Raw genomic sequence first — 21,832 nt, 5'->3', positions numbered from 1 at the left:
CCTCAAGCAAAAATGGTTGCATCAACAATTATATTCAAGCGTATGACTATAGAAATATCTCCGGTTCTCTTCTTTCCTTAAACTCCTCTTCCATCTCTAACTTGTGTCTCAAGTAGTCTTTGTCATCAAAGTATTTTGCTTGTACAGGACACTTCTTGATACAGGCTCCACACTTTATGCAGATTCCAGTTAGGATTTTTACATTGTCTTCAGGGATTGAGCCCACCGGGCAGACTCGTGCACAAATTTTACAATCTATGCATGTGTCCTTTGTTTTTGGGGTTACCTTTCTTATATCAACAGTATTTCCTTCCTCATCCATAGGCTTGTAATATTCCTTGTAATCTGGATTTCCACTAATATATAGATCTTTAGGTGCAGATTCAACATAAAGGCTCAGCCTATTTGCAAAATCAGCAGCCATTTCCAGATCAGTCATATCAGGCCTATTCTTGGCCAGCTTATATGAAAAGGAATGCTCTCCGATAAATGCAGCAGCTCCTATTACACTAAAGCCTGCGTTATTCAATATGTCCCGAAGCTCCAGAAGGGCATCGTCATAATCCCTATTACCATACAGAACAACTGCAACTGCTCTGGCCCCATTACCTTTTAGCCCTGAGAGATATTTAAGCAGAACATTGGGAACCCTTCCTGCATATACAGGGACTCCAGCTACAACAATGTCCCCTTCCATAAAATCGGGGTATTCGGTTCTGCCGTTTGGCAATGTAAAGTCATGATGAAGTATGCAGCAGCTCTCCTTCTCTGCAAGGTTATTTGCAATCTCCATCACTATCTTTTCAGTTGTCCCTGTTGGACTAAAGTAAAACGTAATAACTCTCTTCATTCTAACCACCTCTTAAATTTTTCGTCTCAAAAATCAAAAGGAACCGTCCTTAGTGCTTTATCTGGGACAAAAAGGACCGTCCCTAGCGTCCCGTAATGCTTTAAAGGATTCCAGATTCCGCAAGCTTGCTTTTAATTGAGCCCATGGAAAGGACCCCTGACTTCATAATCAGAAATCTTATAGTATCATTATACATCAAAAACGCTTTGATGTTCTTCCATCTTATATTCATTCTAAGCTTACCGGTATTTTTTCTATAGCCAGCTACCGATGTATTCAAGTCCATTTCAATTGCATCTGACAGTGCCAAAGCGCTCCTAAAGCAATAGCTTAGTCCTTCCGCGGAGCTTGGACTTATCCATCCTGCTGCTTCTCCGATCAAAGCGATATTCCCATCTCCATGTAATATCTCTCCAACCTTACGTGGTCTGGAAACATATGCTCCATTTCTTTTTATGCACGGCCCGAAATCAAAACCTCTATCACGGAGTCTTTTTTTCAGTTCCACAAACTTTCCCACAGGATCATCTTCCGGATGGAGTGCTGCTCCAAGTATCAGAACCCCATCCTTGGGTATCGTCCATGAGTAGAAATCTGTAATATCCTTGTCAAATATCGATGAATAATAGGGCATTTCTCCATCCATTCTGTAATATTCCTGTATGGCGATGTACTGTCTTGGCATGGGATAATCAGGTGAAAGGATTCTCCTTACTTTTGAACTGGCACCATCCGCTCCTACAAGAAGCTTTGTTGCAGCTTTTCTCTTCCTGCCATCCTTTACATAAGTTATCTCTACACCATTATTTGTATGCTCAAGCCCCTTGAAAATTGCCTCACACTCCACATCAACCTGGGATGGGATTAATGAGAACAGCCATCTGTCAAATCTTTCCCTGTCAACATTTATGTAATGACGCTGGTAATACCTCTCGAGATTGCTTTTTTTATCTATTGTCCTTACAGTGAAAAGCTGAGGTCCATCGAGAATATGCTGTGGAATCCCCAAGCCGAATTCAGCCAGCATCTTTTGGGCATCCGGAGCAATAAGGCCACCGCAGCATTTCTGATAGTCTTCCTTCTCTGATGCTCTATACATATTCCGTCTTTCAATAACCAAGACCTTCCTACTCTTTCCAATCAGCCTTGCAAGCGTAGCTCCGGCTGGTCCGCCTCCAACGATTACAACATCATACATCAAGACTCACCTTCCCCGTCATCATCTCTATATTCAAGAATATCCCCTGGCTGACAATCCAAAGCCCTGCAGATTGAATCCAGTGTGGAAAGCCTGATGGCCTTTGCCTTGCCATTCTTGAGGATTGAAATATTGGCCATGGTGATACCCACCCTTTCGGAAAGCTCAGTAACACTCATTTTTCTCTTTGCCAGCATAACATCTATATTTATAATAATTGCCATCTATTTCACCTCAAATCGTAAGGTCATTATCTTCCTTGATCCTTATGGCCTGATCAAGAAGCTTTTGGAGTACCGCTGCGAAGGTTGCAATCACTATTGATGCAGATACTATTATAATTGGAAAGCCAACAAGTCCCGGTGCATCATCCATATCTGCTATGGGGTAGATAAAGGGTAGCATCACGATATATATACCTGCAATTGAAATTGCCGCCAGCTTGATTCTTCCCAAGCCATGTACCGCTTCCTGGGAAAAGGCGTTGTTATTGTCAATAAGCCCTAGTAGCTTCCATGCCTGAGACAGTGCATAGAAGTATGCAAATGCTGTCAGATAGGCCCCTCCTATCATCGGTATTGGAAAGAAACCAACCGATCCTGGCAACCAAAATATGCATATTGCAAGAATAGGCAAACTCATGAGTATCAATGCACCCCTTAGTAGAAGAGTTGTTCCCTTGTTCATTATCAAACACCTCACAATTTAATCGTTTGTATTGATTTTAACAAATTATTTATCGTATTACAATAAATAATTATTCTTTTATATGCCTTTAATCCTGAAAACATTATCTCTATTGCATTTTGGATTGAGACAAATCGGGTAATATTATAATAAATAAACCTATTGGTGCAAAGGATTGTGATATCCAATGAAGATTAATCTTGAAGGTGAAATGGAGACCCTGCTTATACCATTGTATGGAAAAGCTAAAATGTCCGAGGAAGGAATATTTGAGGATTCTTTTGCAGAAAAATCAGTAATAAAATTGAATTTTGATTTTTCCACGTTGAAAATCCAGAAAAAGACACAGGTGATGCTGGCCTTTAGGGCTGAGTATATGGACAATTTCACCAGAGAGTTTCTTTCCAATAACGGTAAGTCGATTGTTCTTCACCTTGGATGTGGTTTGGATTCAAGGTATTTCAGGCTTGGCAAGCCCGAATCATCCTGGTATGAACTGGACTTTCCAGAGGTAATATCAATAAAGGAGAAGCTTTATCCAGCCCAGGAAGGCTACACCTACATACCTTCATCCGTAAACGATCATAGCTGGCTCGAGGCTGTTTCCTGGTGTGGAGAAGCAGTTCTTGTTGTAGCTGAAGGACTTCTTATGTACCTAACCGAAGATGAAATCAGAGAGTTGATGAAGGTACTCAAAGAAAAATTCCACAGCTACACCATGATTTTTGATGTTGTTTCAAAGTTGACCGTAAAATACTCAAGGCATCACCCCTCAATCAAACGGACCGGAGCTCACCTCCTATGGGGAATTGATGATCCGGAGAAGATGGAGGAGTACGTGGGTGGAGCAAAGTATTTTAATACCATATACATGACAGAAAATCCTTCCATCTCTAGACTATCACCCTACTATAAAATGATGTATAGATTGGCTGATATGTCCAAGCTGGCAAGGAATGCTCATAAGATAGTGATAATGGAAATAGCATAGAAAATCAGTCTAGGTAAGATCCCTTTTACACAGGGGATTTCCTTGTTTTTTGTAGAGTCTTGTGTTATTATATCGTTATTCGATATCGTAATTCGTTATATGCAGGAGGTGATTAGATGCCAGACAAGGTTCTACGAAAGGTTTTTCTTGGATTTATTCATATTCATATTCTACATCATGCTAAAGAGGAGCCCTTTTATGGCTCATGGATGATCCATGAACTCCAGGAGCATGGATACAGCATGAGTCCGGGTACCCTCTACCCTTTGCTGAGTGGGATGGAAAGCGACGGACTACTAACCAGAGATGAAAGAAATGTAGAAGGAAGGGTTCGGAAATATTACAGTATTACCGAAAAAGGAGACAAGGTCCTTTATGAGGCAATAGAAAGAGCAAGGGAACTATTTAAGGAAATCGAATCCTAATTGGAATGGAGGAGTATTATGTACAGATTCAAAGATGTCCGCTATAAGGACATTATAAATATAGACAAGCTTACGATACAGGAACACCTTGTAACCTCCATTGTGGGACAAAGCGGCAGTGGAAAGACCACCTTTATTCGTCTTTTGAACAAGCTGATCAGTCCTGATGAAGGTGAAATCACCTACAAGGACAAGCCCCTGATGGAATGGGATTCAGTTGAGCTTAGAAGAAAGGTTGTGATGCTTCCCCAGCAGCCGGCAATATATTCCGGAACTGTTAAGGATAATCTGCTAACAGGTCTTCTTTATTCAGAAAGGGATCCTGTACCCGATGAAGTATTGTTGGAAATGTTGAAGTCAGTAAAGCTAAGGAAGGACCTCCAGGATGATGCAGAGCTTCTTTCCGGAGGGGAAAAGCAACGGCTTGCACTTGGCAGGGTTTTGCTTATGAACCCGGAGGTTCTGCTTCTTGACGAGCCTTCATCAGCCCTTGATGATAAAACCGAGTTGATGATCATTGAGGAGGTTGTGGATTATACAAGAAGGAATAACAGAACCCTGGTGATGGTAACCCACTCAAACAGAATTGCGGAGGATTTTTCAGACCAGATAATACGAATATCCCCAGATGAACCAGTACAGGTAAGGGAGGTCTCAAGATGAACAACGATATAATGAATCTTCAGCTGTGGCAGATTGGGGCAGCCTATGTTTTTATCGCAATTCTTCTTGTTATTGTCAGAAAAAGAGGAATAGGAAGGGAAAGGGAAATCCTTATCGCCTCGATCAGAATGACCCTTCAGCTTGTGCTGGTTGGGTATGTTCTGGTATATATTTTTGAAAGCACAAATCCTCTGATGACCATCCTTGCAGTGGGGGTTATGGAGGCATTTGCAATTGACAACATATTCAAGCGAACAAAGGAAAAGCTTACAGGTAAGATTAAGAAAATCATAGCATTCTCCATGCTGACAGGCACACTTACAAGCATACTCTATTTTCTGTTCGTGGTTATAAGGATATACCCTTGGTTTAATCCACAGTATTTTATTCCCATTGCAGGTATGATAATAGGTAATTCAATGACGGGGATAACCCTCGGAGTAAAGGGAATCGCAGAAGGCATGAGAAATCAAAGAGCCCTGGTGGAGTCGTCCCTTATGCTGGGTGCGACTCCCGCCAGAGCTTCAAGAGAAATTGTAAACAGCGCCTTTGACTCGGCAATACTTCCCACCATCAATTCAATGGTTGGAATGGGAATTGTATCACTGCCTGGCATGATGACAGGTCAAATCCTTTCCGGTACATCACCACTGATTGCAACAAAGTATCAGATTGCCATTATGCTTGGTATCGTTGGAAGTGTTGCTCTTTCAGTAATACTATTTGTAATTCTGGGCTACAGAACCTTTTTCAACCACCAGGACCAGCTTATTCAAATGGATAACTAGTCTTCCATCGAGCCTGCTATGACTTTTAGTTTTCCTGCCAGAACCTCTATGTCCAAAGGAAGCTCGGGACCCTTTTCTCCGTCCACATCACTTTCTATCTTTTCACCCTCAGGATTTGATACTTTAAGTCCTTTGGACTTGAAATACTCAATATTTTCCATGCTATCAAAATCGCCCGTTATTATTGACGGGCTAATTTTTATTGTCTCAAGAATATCCAGCTTCTTAAAGGCTAGAATGTGGAGAAACCCATCACCAATCTCCACCTTGGAAAGTGCTTTTCTGAAGCCTCCCAGGGTATCTATAAGGCAGACTGCCAGAACTTCAACCTCACCTTCCCATGACTCCTCGTCCATTGAAAGATTAACCTTAAATGATTTGTCCTCTGCAAGTTCCTTGGCAGATGCAATCAGGTACGCAAGTGGACCAAGCCTGGACTTCTCCTCACTGTCAACATTGTGGATTGCAGTGGGTATTTTCCCAACTGCCAATATGTTAGTGTAGTGCCTGTCATTTGCCTTTGCAACATCGATTTTTCTTATTCTTCCTGTCTGGAGTAGCTCTATTGCCTCCTCAGGATCCAATGGGATATTGAGCGCCCTTGCCAAATCATTCACTGTGCCCATTGGAATTATACCAAGAACCGGAGGCTCATCATGATCAGCAAGACCATTTACAGTCTCATTGACCGTTCCGTCTCCTCCCAGAGATACTACAAGATCAAAGCCTTTGTCTGCTGCATCAGAAGCAAACCTGGTTGCATCACCTTTCCCCTCTGTGTGAATGATTTCTATTTTTTTGTAGTTTCTCTCCAGAGCAGCTTTTATCTTCTCTTCATATTCTGCTGCTTTTTCACTTCCCGAGGATGGGTTTATTATTATCATCGCCGACTTTTTCATTGTAATCCTCCTACCAATTTGTTTCTTATATATTACCCATTAGTACTATTTCTAATGAGCTTAAGAAACAAAGAATACCATTGCCGGCTTATCAACAGTATCCCATTTGGTATTCATTAACTTTACAGAGTTATCTATTCTGTCCTTGTGTCGAACTTATATGCTGCAAACTCAATTATAATTCCATAGATTACCCCTGCCAAAAAACTGGTTGTATCCTCAAAACCTATCGAGCTGTAGAATGCAAAGGAAACCAGAAATCCTATTACTGCCCCTCTTGTAAGAGCCATCTTAAGTCCAGCGGTTTTCCATGGAGCACCAATTATGAAGCCCATTAAAAGGCGATTGTACCACAAAGCAAACAGCCAGTATGTTTCCCTTTCAAAGCCTGATCTGATAGATGCACCAACTATACAGACTATTCCCAGTAGTATGCCGGTTATTAAAGAAATTTTCATTCTACGAGTAATCATCAAATCCATCTCCCATCCTTCTTAAGCTTCAACTATTCCATCTCTGCCATTGCCTCGATCTCAACCAGGCACCCTCCATGAAGCTCAGGTACTGGAACTACAATCCTGGCAGGCTTGTGGTCTCCAAAAAACTCTCCATAAATCTCATTTACTGCATCCCAATTCTGGACATCAATAACATAGACTCTGCACTGAACCACATTGTCCCTATTGATACCAGCTTCCTTTAGAACTCTGTCCAGATTCTGCAAGGCTTGCTGAGCATGTTCCCTTACGCCACCTTTTGGAAGTTCTCTCGTATCAGGGTCGATTGAAAGCTGTCCCGATACATATAACATTCCATTTGAAATAACCCCTGGTGAATAATGTCCCTTGTTTTCCGCTTTGTATTTTGGTTTAACTTTTTTCATTTTATTTCCTCCAATTTCTAATTATGAATCCCACCATATTAATTGTATGCCTGCGCATACTTATAACTAATATTATACCCTACCATTTTATAATTACTGGTAAACAATAGAATTTAATGAGTAAAAATAAAGAATCAAGCTTCCACATATATCGAAGCTTGATTCTTTGGGAGGTATTTATTAATTAATTGTTTATATCTTGTTTTGAACTACAGGCTGATAAAACCAATTGCAAGATATCCAGCCACTGCAACTCCTCCACATATCAATGCATATGGTAGCTGTGTCTTAACGTGGTCAATATGGTCAGCCGCTGCACCTGTTGATGCAAGTATTGTCGTATCAGAAAGAGGTGAACAGTGGTCTCCAAATACTCCTCCTCCAGCTACTGCAGCAAATGATGCCATAACAAGAGGTGTAACTGCTCCACCTGTAAAAGCAAATGCCAGTGGAAGAGCAATAGGCATTGTTATTGCAAATGTACCCCATGATGAACCAGTTGAAAATGCAACGATAGCAGCAATTATAAATATTATTGCCGGTAACAGTTGTGGTGTCAAGAAATCTTCTGTAACAGAAACTATATAATTAGCTGTTCCAATATTTCTTGATAGTGTATTTATGGAATAAGCTAAACCTAATATTACAACTGCTGGAACAGCTCCTTTAATACCATTTGTTGCTGTATCCATAATTTCATTGAACGGAATACCTTGGAAAAACATACTAATCCCCATGAAAATAAGTACAAATAGAAATGCTTCCATTGTCTTAGCGGATTTAATTGTCAAATATGTTCCCATTGCAATAGTAATAATCATCAATACAGGCAATAGGAAGTTAAGGAAAACTCTTGGTTTCAGACCAGGATGTGCTTCCATCTCTGTCAGCTCTCTACCTATAAGAGGTATTGCTCCATCCCTTAATACTTTCCCTTCATTTATAGCTCTACTCTCCGCCTTTTTCATAGGTCCGAAGTCTTTAATAACTCCACCCGCAATTAGACCTACAAATGCAATTGTAAATAGAGCGTAGAAATTATAGGGTATCGCCCTTACAAATAAGTTCATTGCATCTTCCTGCGTTACTACTGCACCAACACCTATTGCCAAGCCGCTCAAATAAGCTGCCCATCCAGTTATTGGAACTATTACACTTACCGGTGCAGCTCCTGAGTCAGCTATGTAAGCTAATTTCTCTCTTGAAATCTTTGCTTTGTCTGAGATGCCTCTCATTGTAGTACCTACGAAAAGTGGACTAAATGAATCACTGAAATAAACAAACATACCTAAGAACCATGCTACAAGCTGAATAGCTCTTCTACTCAGATGCTTGTTCTGTATGTATTCTGCGAATCCCTGTATTGCTCCAGTTTTACGAAAGAATGCTACCAATACTCCAATAAATGTGTTCAATAGCATAACCCATGCAAAGCTTGAACTTCCAAGACTAGCCTTTAAGAGATTCGGAAATCCCAGTAAACCTTCCCCTGCCATGAGTGTACCAGTGATACAAGCCACCATCAATGCTATGACTGTATTCTTGGTTACGAATGATAGTACAATTGCTATTACAGCTGGTACCAATGATAATATGCCAAGATCCATTGCTTCCATTTTACCACTCCTTTTTATTTTTTAATAAAATTATTTGATCTGGTAACTGTAGCTGGTGGTGCTTTGTCCAGATTCTTATCTGAGATTTCCAATAAATCTTCTGGTTTAATCCATGGCCTATTTTGAAGTGCACTTGTTTCTTCATGAGTTAGGTATCCTTTGTGAGCTGTCAAACTCCTTCTTAGAAATCCATCTCTTATGCACGCTTCTTCTACTCCCAGGTTCAGTATGTTCCTTAGATGTGGAAGCACTGAAGCAGCATATGCAATAGATGTTGAGTTGGAAATAGCCCCTGGGATATTACCTACACAATAATGGACGACCCCTTCTTCAACATATCGAGGTTCTGCATGTGTGGTCTCTCTGAATGTTTCTATGCAACCGTAGTCATTACTTATGTCTACAATAACAGAACCTTTAGGCATAGACTTAACCATTTCTCTGTCAATCAAGAACTCCTTGCTTCCTTTTGGCCACTTTACGCAATTGATTAAGAGATCAGTTTCTGGTAATAGTTTCTTGATGTTGTACCTTGAGGATATGGCTGTATTAACTTTTTCATTGTATAGTTTACCAACTTCTCTTAAAGTTAAGATATTTATATCCATTAATGTTACCCATGCTCCAAGAGATTGAAGAACCTGTAGTGCACTTTTCCCAACTATACCACCACCTAGAATTACAACTTTAATTCCTGGTGCACCAGCCAAACCACTAACAAATTTTCCACTTCCTCCATTGATTGACAGGAGTGATTCCAATCCAAATAGAGCTCCTTGCTTTCCTGCGGCTTCAGCATTTGGCGATCCATATCTATGGGAATCCTCTGCAGTAAATGCAGTAACTTTCTTATCAAGCAAAGCCTTTACCTCTTCCGGATGACCCGCTGGATGAATACAAGTAAAAACAATCTGCTCTTCTCTAAGTAAATCATACTCCACCGATTCAATTTCCTTAACTTTTGCTACCAGGTCACATGTATGGTAAATTTCCTCCATTGTGTCGAGAATCTTTGCTCCTGCAGAAATATACTCCTGGTCTTGAAATCCAGCCAATTCACCAGCGCTTTTCTGAACATATACATTATGCCCATCATCGACTATCGCGGAGACTTCAACTGGTGTTGCAATTACCCTATACTCTCCATCCTTAATGTCTTTAAGAACACCAAAGTTCATACTACCCCTCCTTATATTTATTACTGATTATATATTGCAATTTTGATGCCATGTTTACTTTCCGCATTCAATTTCTTTATCTGGTTCATCTAGCTGTATTGACAGAAAACAATAGTTATTCAAAAAATAAAAAAGCCCATTAATGGGCTTTAAGGTGACCGTTTTTAAGCTTTTGTTATATTAGATTATAATCCTTTACCTTCCTTTGAAGAGTCTGCCTTGGAATTGATAGCATTTTAGCTGCCTTTGCAATATTATATTCAGTACTTCTCAAAGCTCTATCAATCATTCTACGTTCATATTCTTTAACTGATTCCTTTAGTGATTTTGTGTCAACATCAAGTTCTATCTGTCTAGTGACATCAGGCATAAGCAGTTCATCCAATTTTGATTCTATATCTGAAAACTCAAGATTTGTTTTTGTTTCGTCGACCAAACTCATGGCATATACCATTATGTTTTCTAATTCACGTATGTTTCCTGGCCAGTCATACTTTGATATCTCCTCTAAGACATTCTTTGTAATATATTGTATGTTCTTTTTAAACATACTGTTATACTTCGAGACCATAAAATCCAATAATATAGGGATATCATCCTTTCTATCTCTTAAAGGTGGGATATTGAAATTAATCGCATTAAGTCTATAATAAATATCTCTCCTTAATTCCTTGTTTTCAATTGCTCTTAAAGGCTCTTCATTCATAGCAGCAATAATCTTTACATCAATCTTGATGTTTTCCAATGACCCTATCCTTCGTAAAGTGCCTTCTTCAAGGACTCTAAGAAGTTTTGGCTGCAGGTGAAGTGGCATTGAATTTATTTCATCTAGAAACAAAGTCCCTCCATTAGCCATTTCTATTAATCCTATGTTATCAACCGCCCCTGTAAATGCCCCTTTGGATGTACCAAACAATATGCTTTCCAGTAAATTCTCAGGTATTGCTGCACAGTTTTGTGAAATGAAGGGTTTACTTTTTCGTGGACTATAGTTATGAATAGCTTGGGCAAATAATTCCTTCCCTGTCCCAGTTTCTCCATAGATCAGCGTCGGCAAATTACATTTAGATGCTACTTTTACGTATTCTTTTAGCTCTAGCATTTTTTTGTTGTTTGTTATGATATTATCCAAAGTATATTTAGCATAATGTCCTTGTCTATGAAGTGTTTCAACTTTATTGTATTTAAATGAGTCAACTTTAAACACTTCTTTCTCATTTGATATTCTATTATTATCATTACTCTGATTTTCATTCAGTGAACTATCTCCATCTTCACTAACAGATAAATCAATACCTCCCACAATGGTATTTCCTGATTTGATTGGGATTGATAAAGATGTTATTACAATCTCATCTCTTCCTTTAGATTTCAACATTTGTTGTTCTTTATAAATTGGAATTCCCATAGTCATTGCCTTGTAAGTACTGCTTGTTTCTTCAGTCAAATTCTCATATATTTCAAGGAAATTTTCTCCTACCACTTCATAATCAACTTCTGGATTTTCATTTAACTTATTATTAAATTTAGCTGTGAATAAAATTTCTCCATGCAAATTTATGATTGTTATACCATCTATATATCCCTTGCCATTGAATAATTTGTCCATAATCTTCATCCTAATCAACCTCGTCTATCGTTTATAGTATTACTCTTTGATAATAGATTATATCATAACGCATTTATGATTTTCTATATTTCGATAGTGATTGCTCTTATCAACTATGTTACTCCTTATAATTAAGTCCCCTTTTAAGCTCCTCCCAACCAGGGAGAAATTTTGTCATATGTTCCTTGAATTTATCATTATGTAGCCTTTCCAGAAGATGATTCATTTCGTGAACAATGATATATTCGAGGTACCTTTCATCCTTTTTTGCCAGCTGCAGATTAATCCAAATTCTTTTATCTCTAGTATTGCAGGTTCCCCAGCGAGTCTTCATATCCTTGACTCCCCAGTCCTTTACTTCAACTTTCAGAATAGGTTCCCATTTTGCTATAAATCCTGGTATAACTATTTTTAGTTGCTCCCTGTACCACTCCTTTAAGAGCTTTTCACGATTTTCCTTTGTATGTCCATCTTTTACAAAGAGAACCAGTTCCCCGTCTTCTATCTCTGCACCCTGTTTACCAGAAGTCTCTTGAAGACTTAGTCTATACTCTGTCCCCAAAAACATATGATTCTCGCCTGATATATACTCTTTTGCAGTTTCTCTTGGTGTGCTATTTACTTTTCTAATTTGCCTAATAATCCATTCTTCCCTTGAATCAATAAACTCTTTAACAGCCTGATCACTTATTCTATGCGGAACAGAAAGTCTTACTTCTCCATCCGGAGGATGTACAGAAAGTCTCAAGGTCTTAATATTCTTTCTGGTCAGCTGGATTCTAATATTATTTAAAATTATCTCCTTCATTAAACACCGTCCTATTGGAGCTCTATTGTATTCCCATTAAGCTGTTCAGCTGTTTGTGGACTACATGTTGTAAATATCACCTGATGGTCCTTAGCGAATTCTATTATCATCTTTACTGCCTTTTCTTTTCTCTCAGGATCCATATCCACTAGACAGTCATCCAAAACAAGCATGCCCTTTCTGTCCCTTAGAAGGTTCTCTGCAAGTGCGAGCCTTATTGCCAGTCCTACAGAATCTCTTGTTCCTGTGGAAAGCAGTTCAGTTGGAATTTTAACAGAGCTCTTGTTCTCCAATATGATTTTCATGGATTCCCCGATTTCCCTTATGTCGTAGTTATTACTCGTAAGGATTTTCATGTATTTTGACATTGATTCGACCAAGGGCTTATCTGTATCCTGATCCATCCTTACCTTGGTATGGACAAAAGCCTTCTTGATTCTGAGCAAAGCCTCTCCTTTTCTTACTAGTCTGTTGAACTCTCCCTGAGCTGTCTTAAACTCAGTCTGCATCTCCTCAAATGATGTCTCAGGAAGGTTTCTTTCGCACTCTGCATATCTTTCCTTTGCACTGAAGTATTCAGTATTAAGACTATCCAGTTCATTTCTTGAGATCTTTAGTGTATGGAAGAAATCATCTGTTGTTTCAAATTCTTCAGGTAGTCTTTTTAATGGCTCTAGCTCCATTGCCTTAAGTTTGAGCTCAGCTCTTTTATCCACCATGGTATCTAGAAGGTCATCCTCTGAACTATATTTCTCTTCCCATAAGGTCAGTGCATCCATAACCTGTCTCTTCTCAATTCTCTTTTGAAGTAGCTGCTCACCTACAATTTCTATTTCCTTTGTAATATCTTCGAGATTCCTGGCATTTTCCAATCCCTGCAACTCAGATAGCAATTTTTTAATATCCTCAAGTGTTTCATCACCAAGGATAATCTCAATTCTTGTTCGGATCTTTTCCGCCTTGTCTTCAAGGTTTATCTGTCCGGTTCTTATGCTCTTGGCCTCCTGGATGGACTCTACTCCTAGCTTTTCCAGTCTTTCCGATATTTGCTTCCTAAACAACTCAACATCTTCAACAGTCTTTTCCATGTCCTGCTCACCTGCAGAAATTTTGATTTCAAGACCATTGCTGCTTTTTATGGTGAGAATCCCCTTGGCTAAAAACTCGTCCCCTTCAGCTACTCTCTTCTGTTCTTCGAGTCCTTCCGATACTGAGATATCTGTCTCATCAGGCACCCTTATAACTTTACCCTTAATATTTACAGTGTTTATAACCATAAGGGCCTCCTTCAACTGAAGGTTCTTATCATCAAGAAATTCAATGTCTTCACTAGTAACTTCCAGTTGGTCAATGATTTCTTTTTCAATACCCTTAAGTTCTTTTTCTGCATCTTCAACATCTTGAATTTTCTTCACTAGCCTGTCTCTTTCCCCCGCTTTACCTGCAAGTTCCTTTTCCTTATCCAAATCCTTAAGTTTTCCACTTAAGCTATCTATCTCTTCTAATAATTCTGTAAGTCTTTGCCTTTTACCTGGCCAGTTCTTGTTGATTTCCTTAAGTACTTCAATTTCCTTCTCAGTCTCTTTAATTCCAGGCTCCAGCTGTATCCTTTTTCTTATATCAGCTTCAATTTCTTCCAGTTCAGCTTTTCTCTTCCTTATGCTGGCAAGGTTTGTCTCCAGATCTTTAAAGGTGGTGTAGGCATCTTCAAGCTCCTTTTCGCGTTTTCTTGCATCCCTAAGCTTTTGCTGGAGGTCTTCCTTTTTATAGAATCCCTCTACTATCTTGCCGATTCCAACTTTGTATGGATTGTTGATTCCTCTGTTGTTTTCTGGATATTCCTTATCAATATCCCATCTTTTGTACATTTCATCCAATTGAGCATCAATCCTGGCTTCAAGTTCATCCATTGAAACTCCATCCAGCTCCATAACTGTTCGCCTCAGAAAATCCCCAACCTCTACATTAGTGTCATCGTGGGATGTCATAAACCGAATTGCATCCTTTAAATCCTCCTGTTTAGAGAAAATAATTCTTTTGTAGGTTTCTTCACCGAAAATAATTGCTTTCCTTAGGAAACTGTCTATTGCCTTCTCATCCTTCATTACCGTTCCATCAGGAAGTATGAATTTAATGGAAGGGGATATTCCCCATTCCTTTTCGAGAGTGTAATCTTCCCCGTCTATGTTTATATTAATTTTCCCGTCAATGTAGTCCCCTCCCGGATGGGGCATAAATCTTTTCTTGAATTCCTTGTCATGTGTTGATCTGTCACCCACCTTGACACTATTGAAAAGTGTGTGAACAATTCCATTTACAATGGTGCTCTTTCCTGCCTCGTTTGGCCCAAGAACCACATTGAGGTTCTCATCAAACTGTATATCCATATTCTTAAGTCCTGCAAATTGTCTGGTTGAGTATCCCTTGATTATCATTTCCTCACCTCCGAAATGATTTCATATGCCATCTGCAGTGCTTCTTCATCGTCCTGAAGAGAAAGCAGCAATTGCTCTGGAAATGATCCCTTTGTAAACTCCTTCTTGATCTTATCTGAATTTATTCTTATCTTTAGGTCTGAGTCTTCAAGAACAAGGAACAATATCTGATCCTCTAGTTTATTTATCACTTGAAGTCTATGCTTGTAGGCATCCTCATCGAGTGTGCCTTCAAGTCTTATTCTGGCTATGGTATCATCCTTATACTCCTTGAAAAAATCATCGATTTTCCTGTAATCCTCCATTGATTCCATATGAAATTCCTCATCTTTGAATTTGTACTTTCCAGTTGTAATCCTACTTGCCTGGATATCATTCTTGTCATATACATTGATAACCCAACCGTTTCCATTGTGTCTGCAGTCAAGCCCATCAGGTTCTGGTGTGCCTGGATTATATGTCTTCCAATTGTTAACCTTATCATTCTCCGGGTAGCTTATATGGGTATGTCCCATAAGCCATACATCCACAGGGATGCTCTCAAGCTCCTCAATACTCATGTTAAAGTACTGATTATCAAGGTCTGGAGAAATTCCCGACAGCGCTCCATGACCAACTCCTATATTTATCAAATCAGAATTTATATCCTCCTCCCGAATCCATCCAAGGTTATTCTGGTCTGAGTGTTTTGAATGACACCCTGCTGGATATATTGTTGCATCCAGTCCAAACTCCTGAAGAGAGTATGGCTTTTCATCTCCAAGGAATAGAACCTTGTCATCAACAAGAGAAAGAAAGCTTTTCCAAAGATCGACCATCTCTGTATGATAGTCATGGTTACCTGGGAGTATTGCAACACAGCTTCCTTCAAATCTTGAAAGATTCTTTGCCACTGCTGTCTGGGTCTTTTTGTCAATGCCGGTTGTTTTATCAAACAGGTCCCCTGCAATGACGAAAAGGTCGCAACCCTCAATGTTTGCAATTTTGACCATTCTTTCAATTGATTCTACCCTGGCATCCTTTAAAAGCTCTTTAACTCCATCAGGGTAACTGTTAAATCTCATGCCAATATGTATATCTGCAGTATGGAAAATCTTTATAGCCACAATATCCCTCCTGAATAATTCACATCCATCAATTTTTTGTCCATATCATTATATTACCATAACAAAGGTCTTCGAGTCAGTTGTTGTTAAAACTTTCCATTGAAAAAGGCACCCTTTCGGATGCCAATAAAAATCTTACTTGAATTTTACTTCAACTGTTCCCAGCTCGCTGAACTCACATCTGAATTGATCGCCTGCAGCTGCATCCGGTGATGCAGTGAATGCACCCGAGAGGATTACTTCTCCCTTCTTTAAGGAATCTCCCAAATCATGAAGTTTGTTTGCAAGCCATGCAGCACCCATTGCAGGATTTTCAAGAACTTCTTTACCACTTCCCTTGTTTGCCACTTCTCCATTTTTATATAGTGTCATTTCTATATCAGGCAAGGATACGTCGTTAATATCCACCTTGTTATCCCCCAAAACATAGAAAGCGCTTGATCCATTATCAGCAATTGTATCTACAAGCTTTATCTGCCAGTCCTCTATTCTACTGTCAACGATCTCAATTGCAGCACAAACATAATCAGTTGCTTCAAACACATCCTCAATGGTCACACCTGGTCCTTCCAGATCTTCCTTTAATACAAAGGCTATTTCACCTTCTACCTTTGGTTGTATAGTCATATCCAAGGATACCGTGCCACCGTTTTCAATTTCCATGCTTTTGAAAAGATGTCCAAAATCAGGTTCAGTTATATTCAATAGTTGCTGCATTCCCTTTGATGTCAATCCAATTTTCTTCCCAGATAATACTTCGCCCTCTTCCTGTGCTCTCTTTACATTCTTCATCTGAATATCATATGCATCATCTACTGAAAGATTTGTGTTTGTCAGGCTCAATGGTTTCATTGTTTTTCTTTTTTTAAATGATTCATAAAGCTCCATTGATAATTGTTCATTTGTTATTAGTTTTTCTTCCATGGTTGCCTCCTTTTGTTGATTAAAACCACGATACTTCCATACTTGTCATAATCCAGGAATCTCTTACCTTATCCTTCCTAAGCTTATTGCCCTTTCAGTTTGTTATATACTATAGATACCCAACTCAAATGTTAGAGACACTTAAAGTCTACTTATTGATTCCAAACTTTTCCTCTGCGAGATGAATGACAATTTCTTTTTCATCAAATGGATGGTTTACTCCCTTGATTGACTGCCAAATCTCATGACCCTTTCCTGCAACGAGTATAATATCATTTTTCTGGGCTAAGCTTATTCCTTCTCTTATTGCTTCATACCTATCAGAAATTACTTTATATTCCTTGTTTGTTTTGCTAACTCCCTTCAATATATCTTCTATTATTCTATCTGGATTCTCCCACCTTGGATTATCCGACGTAACAATGCATATGTCACTCATTTTCGAAACAATTTCTCCCATAATGGATCGTTTATCCCTGTCCCTGTCTCCTCCTGCTCCAAAAACAGTGATGAGCCTTCCCTTACAGGATTTTCTAAGTGCCGAAAGAACATTATATAGCCCATCAGGAGTATGGGCGTAGTCAATTACAACCTGGAACTGACCTCTTGTATCCACCTTCTGCATTCTTCCTGGAACATTATTTAACTTCTTCACAGACTCATATATGGATTCAAATTCAATCCCCTCTTGGAGGGCAACCAGTATTGCTCCTGAGACATTATATATATTGAACTCTCCTGCCAGATTTGTAATAAAGTCAAGTTGCTTATCCTCTATAAGAAGTGAAAACTCCACGCTGTCAGAATTATATACTATATTTCTTAGCTTTACTTCTACTTCATCCCCGCTTCCATAGCTGATAATCCTGGCTGCTTGGTCACCAGCTTCAGATAAAAAGCGTTCACCATAGATATTGTCTCTATTAACCACAAGAAAATCCGTGGGCATCTGTAGAAATTTCTTTTTGGCAGTATAATATTTTTCCATGGTTTTATGATAATCCAAGTGGTCCTGTGTAAGATTTGTGAATATTCCTTCTCTAAAGGTTATATGATCTATCCTTCCCATATCCACTCCCTGGGAGGATACTTCCATGACAACATACTCTGCTCCAAGATAATCCATCTCACTTAAAAGCATCTGAATATCAAGAGATTCTGGAGTAGTGTTTACTAGTTTCCTGTTCATGTTCTCAAATTGGGCTCCGAGTGTTCCTATTAGACCGATTCTCTTTCCTGAATTCTCAAATATCTGCTTCAAAAAATATGTGGTGCTTGTCTTGCCATTAGTTCCTGTAACGCCAATCACTCTTATCCGTTCTGATGGCCATTTGTAAAACTCATTTGAAATAATCGACAGAGCTTTTCTGGTATCATCGACTCTTACATAGACTCTCCCTTTAAAAGACTCCTCCACCGGTCTATCTGATACAATTGCCACTGCTCCCTTATTAACAGCATTTGATATGTATTTATTACCATCCTCACTTAAACCTCTTATGGCAACAAAAACAAAATTTTGAGAGCACTTTTTTGAATCATAGCAGACCCCCTCAATATCAATATCCAGACTTCCTTGCGTGGCAATTGTTTTGCACGAACTAACCAATTTCTTTAGATTCATTATGTGCTCACCTCCATTTATGTGGTAATGAGTATATACCCATAAAGAGATGTGAGCACCTTTGTTCTCATGATTTGTCATTTGGATTCAAAAAACAAGGTGGGTAACCCACCTTGAGTATTATGGTTTTTCAACACTACCATCCGGGTATTCTGCAAATCTCTTCAAGGATTTGTCGTGGGCAACCTCCTGCTCAGGGAATGGCCAGCCTCCAAACTGTGTTCTCTGGTAGTCATCATATGCCTGCCGAATTTCCTCCTTTGTTGTCATCACAAAGGGACCATATGCAAGGATCGGCTCATCAATTGGTTCGGATTCCAGCAGAAGCAGCTTAACAACTGAATCTGACATATTCTTAATCTTGGTCTCTTCATCTGTTGAAAGAAACATGTACATCTTCTTCCTTAGTTCCTTTCCTTCAACCAAAACAACTCCATCAAAGTAGTTGTAGATCGACCGGTTCATCGTCGGACTCTCTACTGGAAGCTTGTACTCGACATCTGGATCCAACTCAATCAATTGAATGGAAAGTCTATTATCAGGATTATTAGCCCAGGAATCCTTTGTTGGTCTAACAGCTTTTATTCCATTTAATTTTCCTGCAATAAGTGTGACTCTTGCTTCCTTACCCTTTTCACCAATTGATATCCTTGGGATATCCTCGTTCCATAGCATCTTGTAGTCAGGTTCAACCATTCTATGAGCATGGTCCAGACTTAACCAAACCTGAAAAAGCTCCATGGTATTCGGTTTATCATCGTTTATCAAAGGAAACATCTCGCAGTGTTGAAGTCCCTTTCCAGCAGTCATCCACTGAACATCTCCCTGGCCATATCTTCCTCTTGAGCCCAATCCGTCCGTATGATCTACAAAACCTTCCGTAACTATTGTTATTGTCTCAAAGCCTCTGTGAGGATGAGCAGGGAAGCCAGGTACTTTCTTGCCGTAATACATTCTCCAATCGGCACTGAGGTCAAATCCTTCATTATACTTCTTCATTTCGTTTGGTCCCAGTTTCCCATTGCCTGCTGGGAAATGGTCCAGGTGGTGCATGGATGCAACAAATGGATTCTGTGTTGGCATCTGATGCTTGTATGATCCTCTTTCGAGTATTGTCATATTATCTCCTCCGTATCTTCTTTAATCAACAAATGTTCCCTCAGGATAAAGTGGAAAGTTTGAAATAAGCTCTTGTGCACTTGCTTTGCAATCTTCCAGTACCTTCTTGTCATCAGGTGCACTTGCGATAAGGTTCATTATCTCTGCAATCTTAATCACTTCACTCTCTCTTAGTCCCCTTTGCGTAATTGCTGTAAGTCCAATTCGTACACCACTTGTAACAGATGGCTTTTCGGGATCGAAGGGAATCAAGTTCTTATTTACAGTTATACCCACTGAGTCAAGAGCAGTTTGAAATTTATCACCTGTAATGCCTTTTTCTCTTAAATCAATCACCAAAAGGTGATTGTCAGTTCCACCGCTTACTATTCTAAAGCCATGTCCCTGAAGCTCATCTGCCAGCTTTCTTGCGTTTACAACCACCTGCTCCATGATCTCTTTGAATTCATCAGTCGCAGCATACTTAAAAGACCAAGCCTTTGCTGCCATGGTTGTTAAATGAAGAGATCCCAAGGAACCAGGGAATGTTCCCTTATCCAGGAGCCTTGCATGTTCTTTTTTGCAAAATACCATGCCGCTTCTTGCAGAGCAAAAAGTCTTGGTTGTGGATGAGGATACAAAGTCAGCATGAGGTATTGGACTCGGAATTACACCCGCTGCAACCAATCCGGCAACATGTGCCATATCCACCATAAAATATGCTCCAACTTCTTTTGCTATCTTAGAAATTCTCTCATAATCAATCAACCTTGGATATGAGCTCCCTCCTGCAATAATAAGCTTAGGTTTATCTTCCATTGCTTTTTCTTTCAGGTCATTATAATCTATTTGTTCAGTTTCAGGGTCAACACCATAAAAGGAGTGACTGTATATTTTGCTGACCCAGTTAGCGGGACTTCCGTGGGTAAGGTGTCCTCCCTGGTCCAGCCTCATGCTGAGTATTTTGTCTCCTGGTTTAAGTATTGAAGCAAATACACTGTAATTTGCAGTTGATCCTGAGTATGACTGAATGTTTACATGCTCTGCATCGAAAAGCTTCCTAGCCCTTTCGTTTGCCAATATTTCCACCTTGTCAGCAACAAGAGAGCCTGCCTGATAACGTGCTCCTGGGTAGCCCTCAAGGGTCTTATTGGTAAACACGCTTCCACTTAACTCCATAACCGGTACTGGCACGGTTGATTCTGACGCTATCATTTCAATATTATGTTCCTGCCTATATAGTTCTTCATCCACCAAACCCGCCAACTCTGGATCAGTGAGTCTTGTTATCTTTAGCATATTTTCGCCTCCTGCATGTATTATATGTACATGTATCATAAATCGTCCAATTACCATTATTATATAATACTTGTTAGGCAATTAAAGAATATTTCTACATTTTTATTTTTAAAAAATGAGCATGCCTTTTGTCATCCAATCAACTAATCTATCTTAATAAAATCAGCCCATTCAATATTAATCTTATCAGCATTCTCCTGCCAATACATTAATCGTTCGATGTAAGATTCAATTTTTTTATTTACCGATGTCTCATACCCCTTCATATTATGTGAAAGTACAATAGCCGTTAGCTCATACATGGGAAGACCTATTGCATGGCTGCCTACATGGACCGTTGCACCAGCATGCCCAATCCCGTGGCAAAGTGCTTTGCAATATTCGTCATCAATTTCCTTGGCTACAGCATGAGCATCCAGAATTGCTCGTTTTGCTTCCTGCATCTTTATTTTACCTTTTGCCCACTCTTCACATGACTCAAGACATTTTCTTGGCCTCTTCTCTTCAGGATGAGCAGACTCGAAGTCCCGTAGAGTGTTTTGGCCGCAGTCAAGAGCCCATAAGACAAGGGTTCTGTGACTCTGCTTGTCCATTAAGTTGACAAGCTGCTCAAGAGATTTACTCTCTCTGCTAAACAGTATCTTGTTCTTCTTTTTTATTTTGACCTCAACATCCCTAAACAATGTACCCCCCCCTGTTCCACTATATGTATGATTGAGTTGTCCATTTAATGTTACATCTCTTTTCCTTG

Annotated in this window: 22 protein-coding genes; 4 read left to right on the top strand and 18 right to left on the bottom strand. The window is 39.4% G+C overall.

Features of this window, described 5'->3' with window-relative positions; genetic code table 11:
* Nucleotides 1-46: 46 nt before the first annotated feature.
* The 4 genes from ACOEN1_RS06870 to ACOEN1_RS06855 all read right to left on the bottom strand — a co-directional run bounded on the left by ACOEN1_RS06870 (nt 47) and on the right by ACOEN1_RS06855 (nt 2,735).
* Nucleotides 47-850, bottom strand: a complete 804-nt coding sequence (locus ACOEN1_RS06870) for an EFR1 family ferrodoxin (RefSeq protein ID WP_422485921.1) — start codon at nt 848-850, stop codon at nt 47-49.
* A gap of 100 nt (nt 851-950) precedes the next feature.
* Nucleotides 951-2,048 carry an FAD-binding protein gene (locus ACOEN1_RS06865; protein ID WP_422485919.1) on the bottom strand — a complete coding sequence of 366 codons (1,098 nt, stop codon included), beginning with the start codon at nt 2,046-2,048 and terminating at the stop codon, nt 951-953.
* Nucleotides 2,048-2,272 (bottom strand): helix-turn-helix domain-containing protein, encoded by a 225-nt coding sequence (locus ACOEN1_RS06860; RefSeq protein WP_422485917.1) that lies wholly within the window; start codon nt 2,270-2,272, stop codon nt 2,048-2,050. The genes ACOEN1_RS06865 and ACOEN1_RS06860 overlap by 1 nt, the downstream gene beginning before the upstream one ends.
* A gap of 10 nt (nt 2,273-2,282) precedes the next feature.
* Nucleotides 2,283-2,735: a DUF2975 domain-containing protein gene (locus ACOEN1_RS06855; protein WP_422485915.1), complete on the bottom strand. Its 453-nt coding sequence runs from the start codon at nt 2,733-2,735 to the stop codon at nt 2,283-2,285.
* Nucleotides 2,736-2,922: 187 nt separating this feature from the next.
* Here ACOEN1_RS06855 and ACOEN1_RS06850 point away from each other — a divergent pair, with 187 nt between their 5' ends.
* From ACOEN1_RS06850 to ACOEN1_RS06835, 4 genes are all read left to right on the top strand, one after another.
* A complete protein-coding gene (locus tag ACOEN1_RS06850) occupies nt 2,923-3,726 on the top strand; it encodes a class I SAM-dependent methyltransferase (RefSeq protein WP_422485913.1) in 804 nt (267 codons plus the stop codon).
* Nucleotides 3,727-3,842: 116 nt separating this feature from the next.
* A complete protein-coding gene (locus ACOEN1_RS06845; protein WP_422485911.1) occupies nt 3,843-4,151 on the top strand; it encodes a PadR family transcriptional regulator in 309 nt (102 codons plus the stop codon).
* A gap of 18 nt (nt 4,152-4,169) precedes the next feature.
* Nucleotides 4,170-4,814 carry an ABC transporter ATP-binding protein gene (locus tag ACOEN1_RS06840; RefSeq protein ID WP_422485910.1) on the top strand — a complete coding sequence of 215 codons (645 nt, stop codon included), beginning with the start codon at nt 4,170-4,172 and terminating at the stop codon, nt 4,812-4,814.
* On the top strand, nt 4,811-5,602 hold the full coding sequence (locus ACOEN1_RS06835) for an ABC transporter permease (RefSeq protein ID WP_422485908.1): 792 nt from the start codon (nt 4,811-4,813) through the stop codon (nt 5,600-5,602). Before ACOEN1_RS06840 ends, ACOEN1_RS06835 begins: the two co-directional genes overlap by 4 nt.
* On the opposite strand, the gene ACOEN1_RS06830 is transcribed toward ACOEN1_RS06835, so the two are convergent.
* The 14 genes from ACOEN1_RS06830 to ACOEN1_RS06765 all read right to left on the bottom strand — a co-directional run bounded on the left by ACOEN1_RS06830 (nt 5,599) and on the right by ACOEN1_RS06765 (nt 21,764).
* The gene (locus ACOEN1_RS06830) at nt 5,599-6,501 is read right to left on the bottom strand and encodes a diacylglycerol/lipid kinase family protein (protein ID WP_422485906.1); all 903 of its coding nucleotides are present in this window, start codon (nt 6,499-6,501) and stop codon (nt 5,599-5,601) included. The two genes, ACOEN1_RS06835 and ACOEN1_RS06830, sit on opposite strands and share 4 nt — an antisense overlap.
* Before the next feature lie 134 nt (nt 6,502-6,635).
* Nucleotides 6,636-6,959, bottom strand: coding sequence for a hypothetical protein (locus ACOEN1_RS06825; protein WP_422485904.1), 324 nt, complete (start codon nt 6,957-6,959; stop codon nt 6,636-6,638).
* Nucleotides 6,960-7,006: 47 nt separating this feature from the next.
* A complete protein-coding gene (locus ACOEN1_RS06820; RefSeq protein ID WP_422485902.1) occupies nt 7,007-7,384 on the bottom strand; it encodes a RidA family protein in 378 nt (125 codons plus the stop codon).
* Nucleotides 7,385-7,593: 209 nt separating this feature from the next.
* Nucleotides 7,594-9,000, bottom strand: a complete 1,407-nt coding sequence (locus tag ACOEN1_RS06815; protein WP_422485900.1) for a Na+/H+ antiporter NhaC family protein — start codon at nt 8,998-9,000, stop codon at nt 7,594-7,596.
* Nucleotides 9,001-9,014: 14 nt separating this feature from the next.
* Nucleotides 9,015-10,178 (bottom strand): alanine dehydrogenase, encoded by a 1,164-nt coding sequence (locus ACOEN1_RS06810; RefSeq protein ID WP_422485898.1) that lies wholly within the window; start codon nt 10,176-10,178, stop codon nt 9,015-9,017.
* A gap of 175 nt (nt 10,179-10,353) precedes the next feature.
* Nucleotides 10,354-11,787 (bottom strand): sigma-54 interaction domain-containing protein, encoded by a 1,434-nt coding sequence (locus tag ACOEN1_RS06805; RefSeq protein WP_422485896.1) that lies wholly within the window; start codon nt 11,785-11,787, stop codon nt 10,354-10,356.
* Nucleotides 11,788-11,905: 118 nt separating this feature from the next.
* Complete coding sequence (locus ACOEN1_RS06800; protein ID WP_422485894.1) at nt 11,906-12,595, bottom strand: M48 family metallopeptidase; 690 nt, start codon at nt 12,593-12,595, stop codon at nt 11,906-11,908.
* Between the two features lie 11 nt (nt 12,596-12,606).
* On the bottom strand, nt 12,607-15,030 hold the full coding sequence (locus ACOEN1_RS06795) for an AAA family ATPase (protein ID WP_422485892.1): 2,424 nt from the start codon (nt 15,028-15,030) through the stop codon (nt 12,607-12,609).
* A complete protein-coding gene (locus ACOEN1_RS06790) occupies nt 15,027-16,136 on the bottom strand; it encodes a metallophosphoesterase family protein (RefSeq protein WP_422485890.1) in 1,110 nt (369 codons plus the stop codon). Before ACOEN1_RS06790 ends, ACOEN1_RS06795 begins: the two co-directional genes overlap by 4 nt.
* A 135-nt stretch (nt 16,137-16,271) precedes the next feature.
* Entirely contained in the window at nt 16,272-17,060 is a 789-nt protein-coding gene (locus tag ACOEN1_RS06785; protein WP_422485888.1) for a 2-keto-4-pentenoate hydratase, read from the bottom strand.
* 148 nt (nt 17,061-17,208) lie between these two features.
* Nucleotides 17,209-18,684, bottom strand: coding sequence for a UDP-N-acetylmuramoyl-L-alanyl-D-glutamate--2,6-diaminopimelate ligase (locus ACOEN1_RS06780; RefSeq protein WP_422485886.1), 1,476 nt, complete (start codon nt 18,682-18,684; stop codon nt 17,209-17,211).
* A 120-nt stretch (nt 18,685-18,804) separates the two neighbouring features.
* A complete protein-coding gene (locus ACOEN1_RS06775; protein ID WP_422485884.1) occupies nt 18,805-19,803 on the bottom strand; it encodes a pirin family protein in 999 nt (332 codons plus the stop codon).
* Nucleotides 19,804-19,824: 21 nt separating this feature from the next.
* Entirely contained in the window at nt 19,825-21,081 is a 1,257-nt protein-coding gene (glyA, locus tag ACOEN1_RS06770) for a serine hydroxymethyltransferase (RefSeq protein ID WP_422485882.1), read from the bottom strand.
* Nucleotides 21,082-21,224: 143 nt separating this feature from the next.
* Nucleotides 21,225-21,764 (bottom strand): putative immunity protein, encoded by a 540-nt coding sequence (locus tag ACOEN1_RS06765; RefSeq protein WP_422485880.1) that lies wholly within the window; start codon nt 21,762-21,764, stop codon nt 21,225-21,227.
* Nucleotides 21,765-21,832: the final 68 nt, after the last annotated feature.

It is taken from the genome of Gudongella sp. DL1XJH-153, assembly GCF_049310905.1.
Lineage (GTDB): Bacteria > Bacillota > Clostridia > Tissierellales > Tissierellaceae > Gudongella.
This window is presented reverse-complemented; position numbering and strand designations above follow the sequence as displayed.

Bases quoted from the DNA above. Each gene is read 5' to 3' on its own strand.
- ACOEN1_RS06850 (WP_422485913.1), top strand. From the start codon at position 2,923: ATGAAGATTAATCTTGAAGGTGAAATGGAGACCCTGCTTATACCATTG.
- ACOEN1_RS06825 (WP_422485904.1), bottom strand. From the start codon at position 6,959: ATGAAAATTTCTTTAATAACCGGCATACTACTGGGAATAGTCTGTATA.
- ACOEN1_RS06805 (WP_422485896.1), bottom strand. From the start codon at position 11,787: ATGGACAAATTATTCAATGGCAAGGGATATATAGATGGTATAACAATC.
- ACOEN1_RS06775 (WP_422485884.1), bottom strand. From the start codon at position 19,803: ATGACAATACTCGAAAGAGGATCATACAAGCATCAGATGCCAACACAG.
- ACOEN1_RS06795 (WP_422485892.1), bottom strand. From the start codon at position 15,030: ATGATAATCAAGGGATACTCAACCAGACAATTTGCAGGACTTAAGAAT.
- ACOEN1_RS06870 (WP_422485921.1), bottom strand. From the start codon at position 850: ATGAAGAGAGTTATTACGTTTTACTTTAGTCCAACAGGGACAACTGAA.
- glyA (WP_422485882.1), bottom strand. From the start codon at position 21,081: ATGCTAAAGATAACAAGACTCACTGATCCAGAGTTGGCGGGTTTGGTG.
- ACOEN1_RS06865 (WP_422485919.1), bottom strand. From the start codon at position 2,048: ATGTATGATGTTGTAATCGTTGGAGGCGGACCAGCCGGAGCTACGCTT.
- ACOEN1_RS06785 (WP_422485888.1), bottom strand. From the start codon at position 17,060: ATGGAAGAAAAACTAATAACAAATGAACAATTATCAATGGAGCTTTAT.
- ACOEN1_RS06845 (WP_422485911.1), top strand. From the start codon at position 3,843: ATGCCAGACAAGGTTCTACGAAAGGTTTTTCTTGGATTTATTCATATT.
- ACOEN1_RS06830 (WP_422485906.1), bottom strand. From the start codon at position 6,501: ATGAAAAAGTCGGCGATGATAATAATAAACCCATCCTCGGGAAGTGAA.
- ACOEN1_RS06835 (WP_422485908.1), top strand. From the start codon at position 4,811: ATGAACAACGATATAATGAATCTTCAGCTGTGGCAGATTGGGGCAGCC.
- ACOEN1_RS06855 (WP_422485915.1), bottom strand. From the start codon at position 2,735: ATGAACAAGGGAACAACTCTTCTACTAAGGGGTGCATTGATACTCATG.
- ACOEN1_RS06780 (WP_422485886.1), bottom strand. From the start codon at position 18,684: ATGAATCTAAAGAAATTGGTTAGTTCGTGCAAAACAATTGCCACGCAA.
- ACOEN1_RS06820 (WP_422485902.1), bottom strand. From the start codon at position 7,384: ATGAAAAAAGTTAAACCAAAATACAAAGCGGAAAACAAGGGACATTAT.
- ACOEN1_RS06840 (WP_422485910.1), top strand. From the start codon at position 4,170: ATGTACAGATTCAAAGATGTCCGCTATAAGGACATTATAAATATAGAC.
- ACOEN1_RS06860 (WP_422485917.1), bottom strand. From the start codon at position 2,272: ATGGCAATTATTATAAATATAGATGTTATGCTGGCAAAGAGAAAAATG.
- ACOEN1_RS06815 (WP_422485900.1), bottom strand. From the start codon at position 9,000: ATGGAAGCAATGGATCTTGGCATATTATCATTGGTACCAGCTGTAATA.
- ACOEN1_RS06810 (WP_422485898.1), bottom strand. From the start codon at position 10,178: ATGAACTTTGGTGTTCTTAAAGACATTAAGGATGGAGAGTATAGGGTA.
- ACOEN1_RS06800 (WP_422485894.1), bottom strand. From the start codon at position 12,595: ATGAAGGAGATAATTTTAAATAATATTAGAATCCAGCTGACCAGAAAG.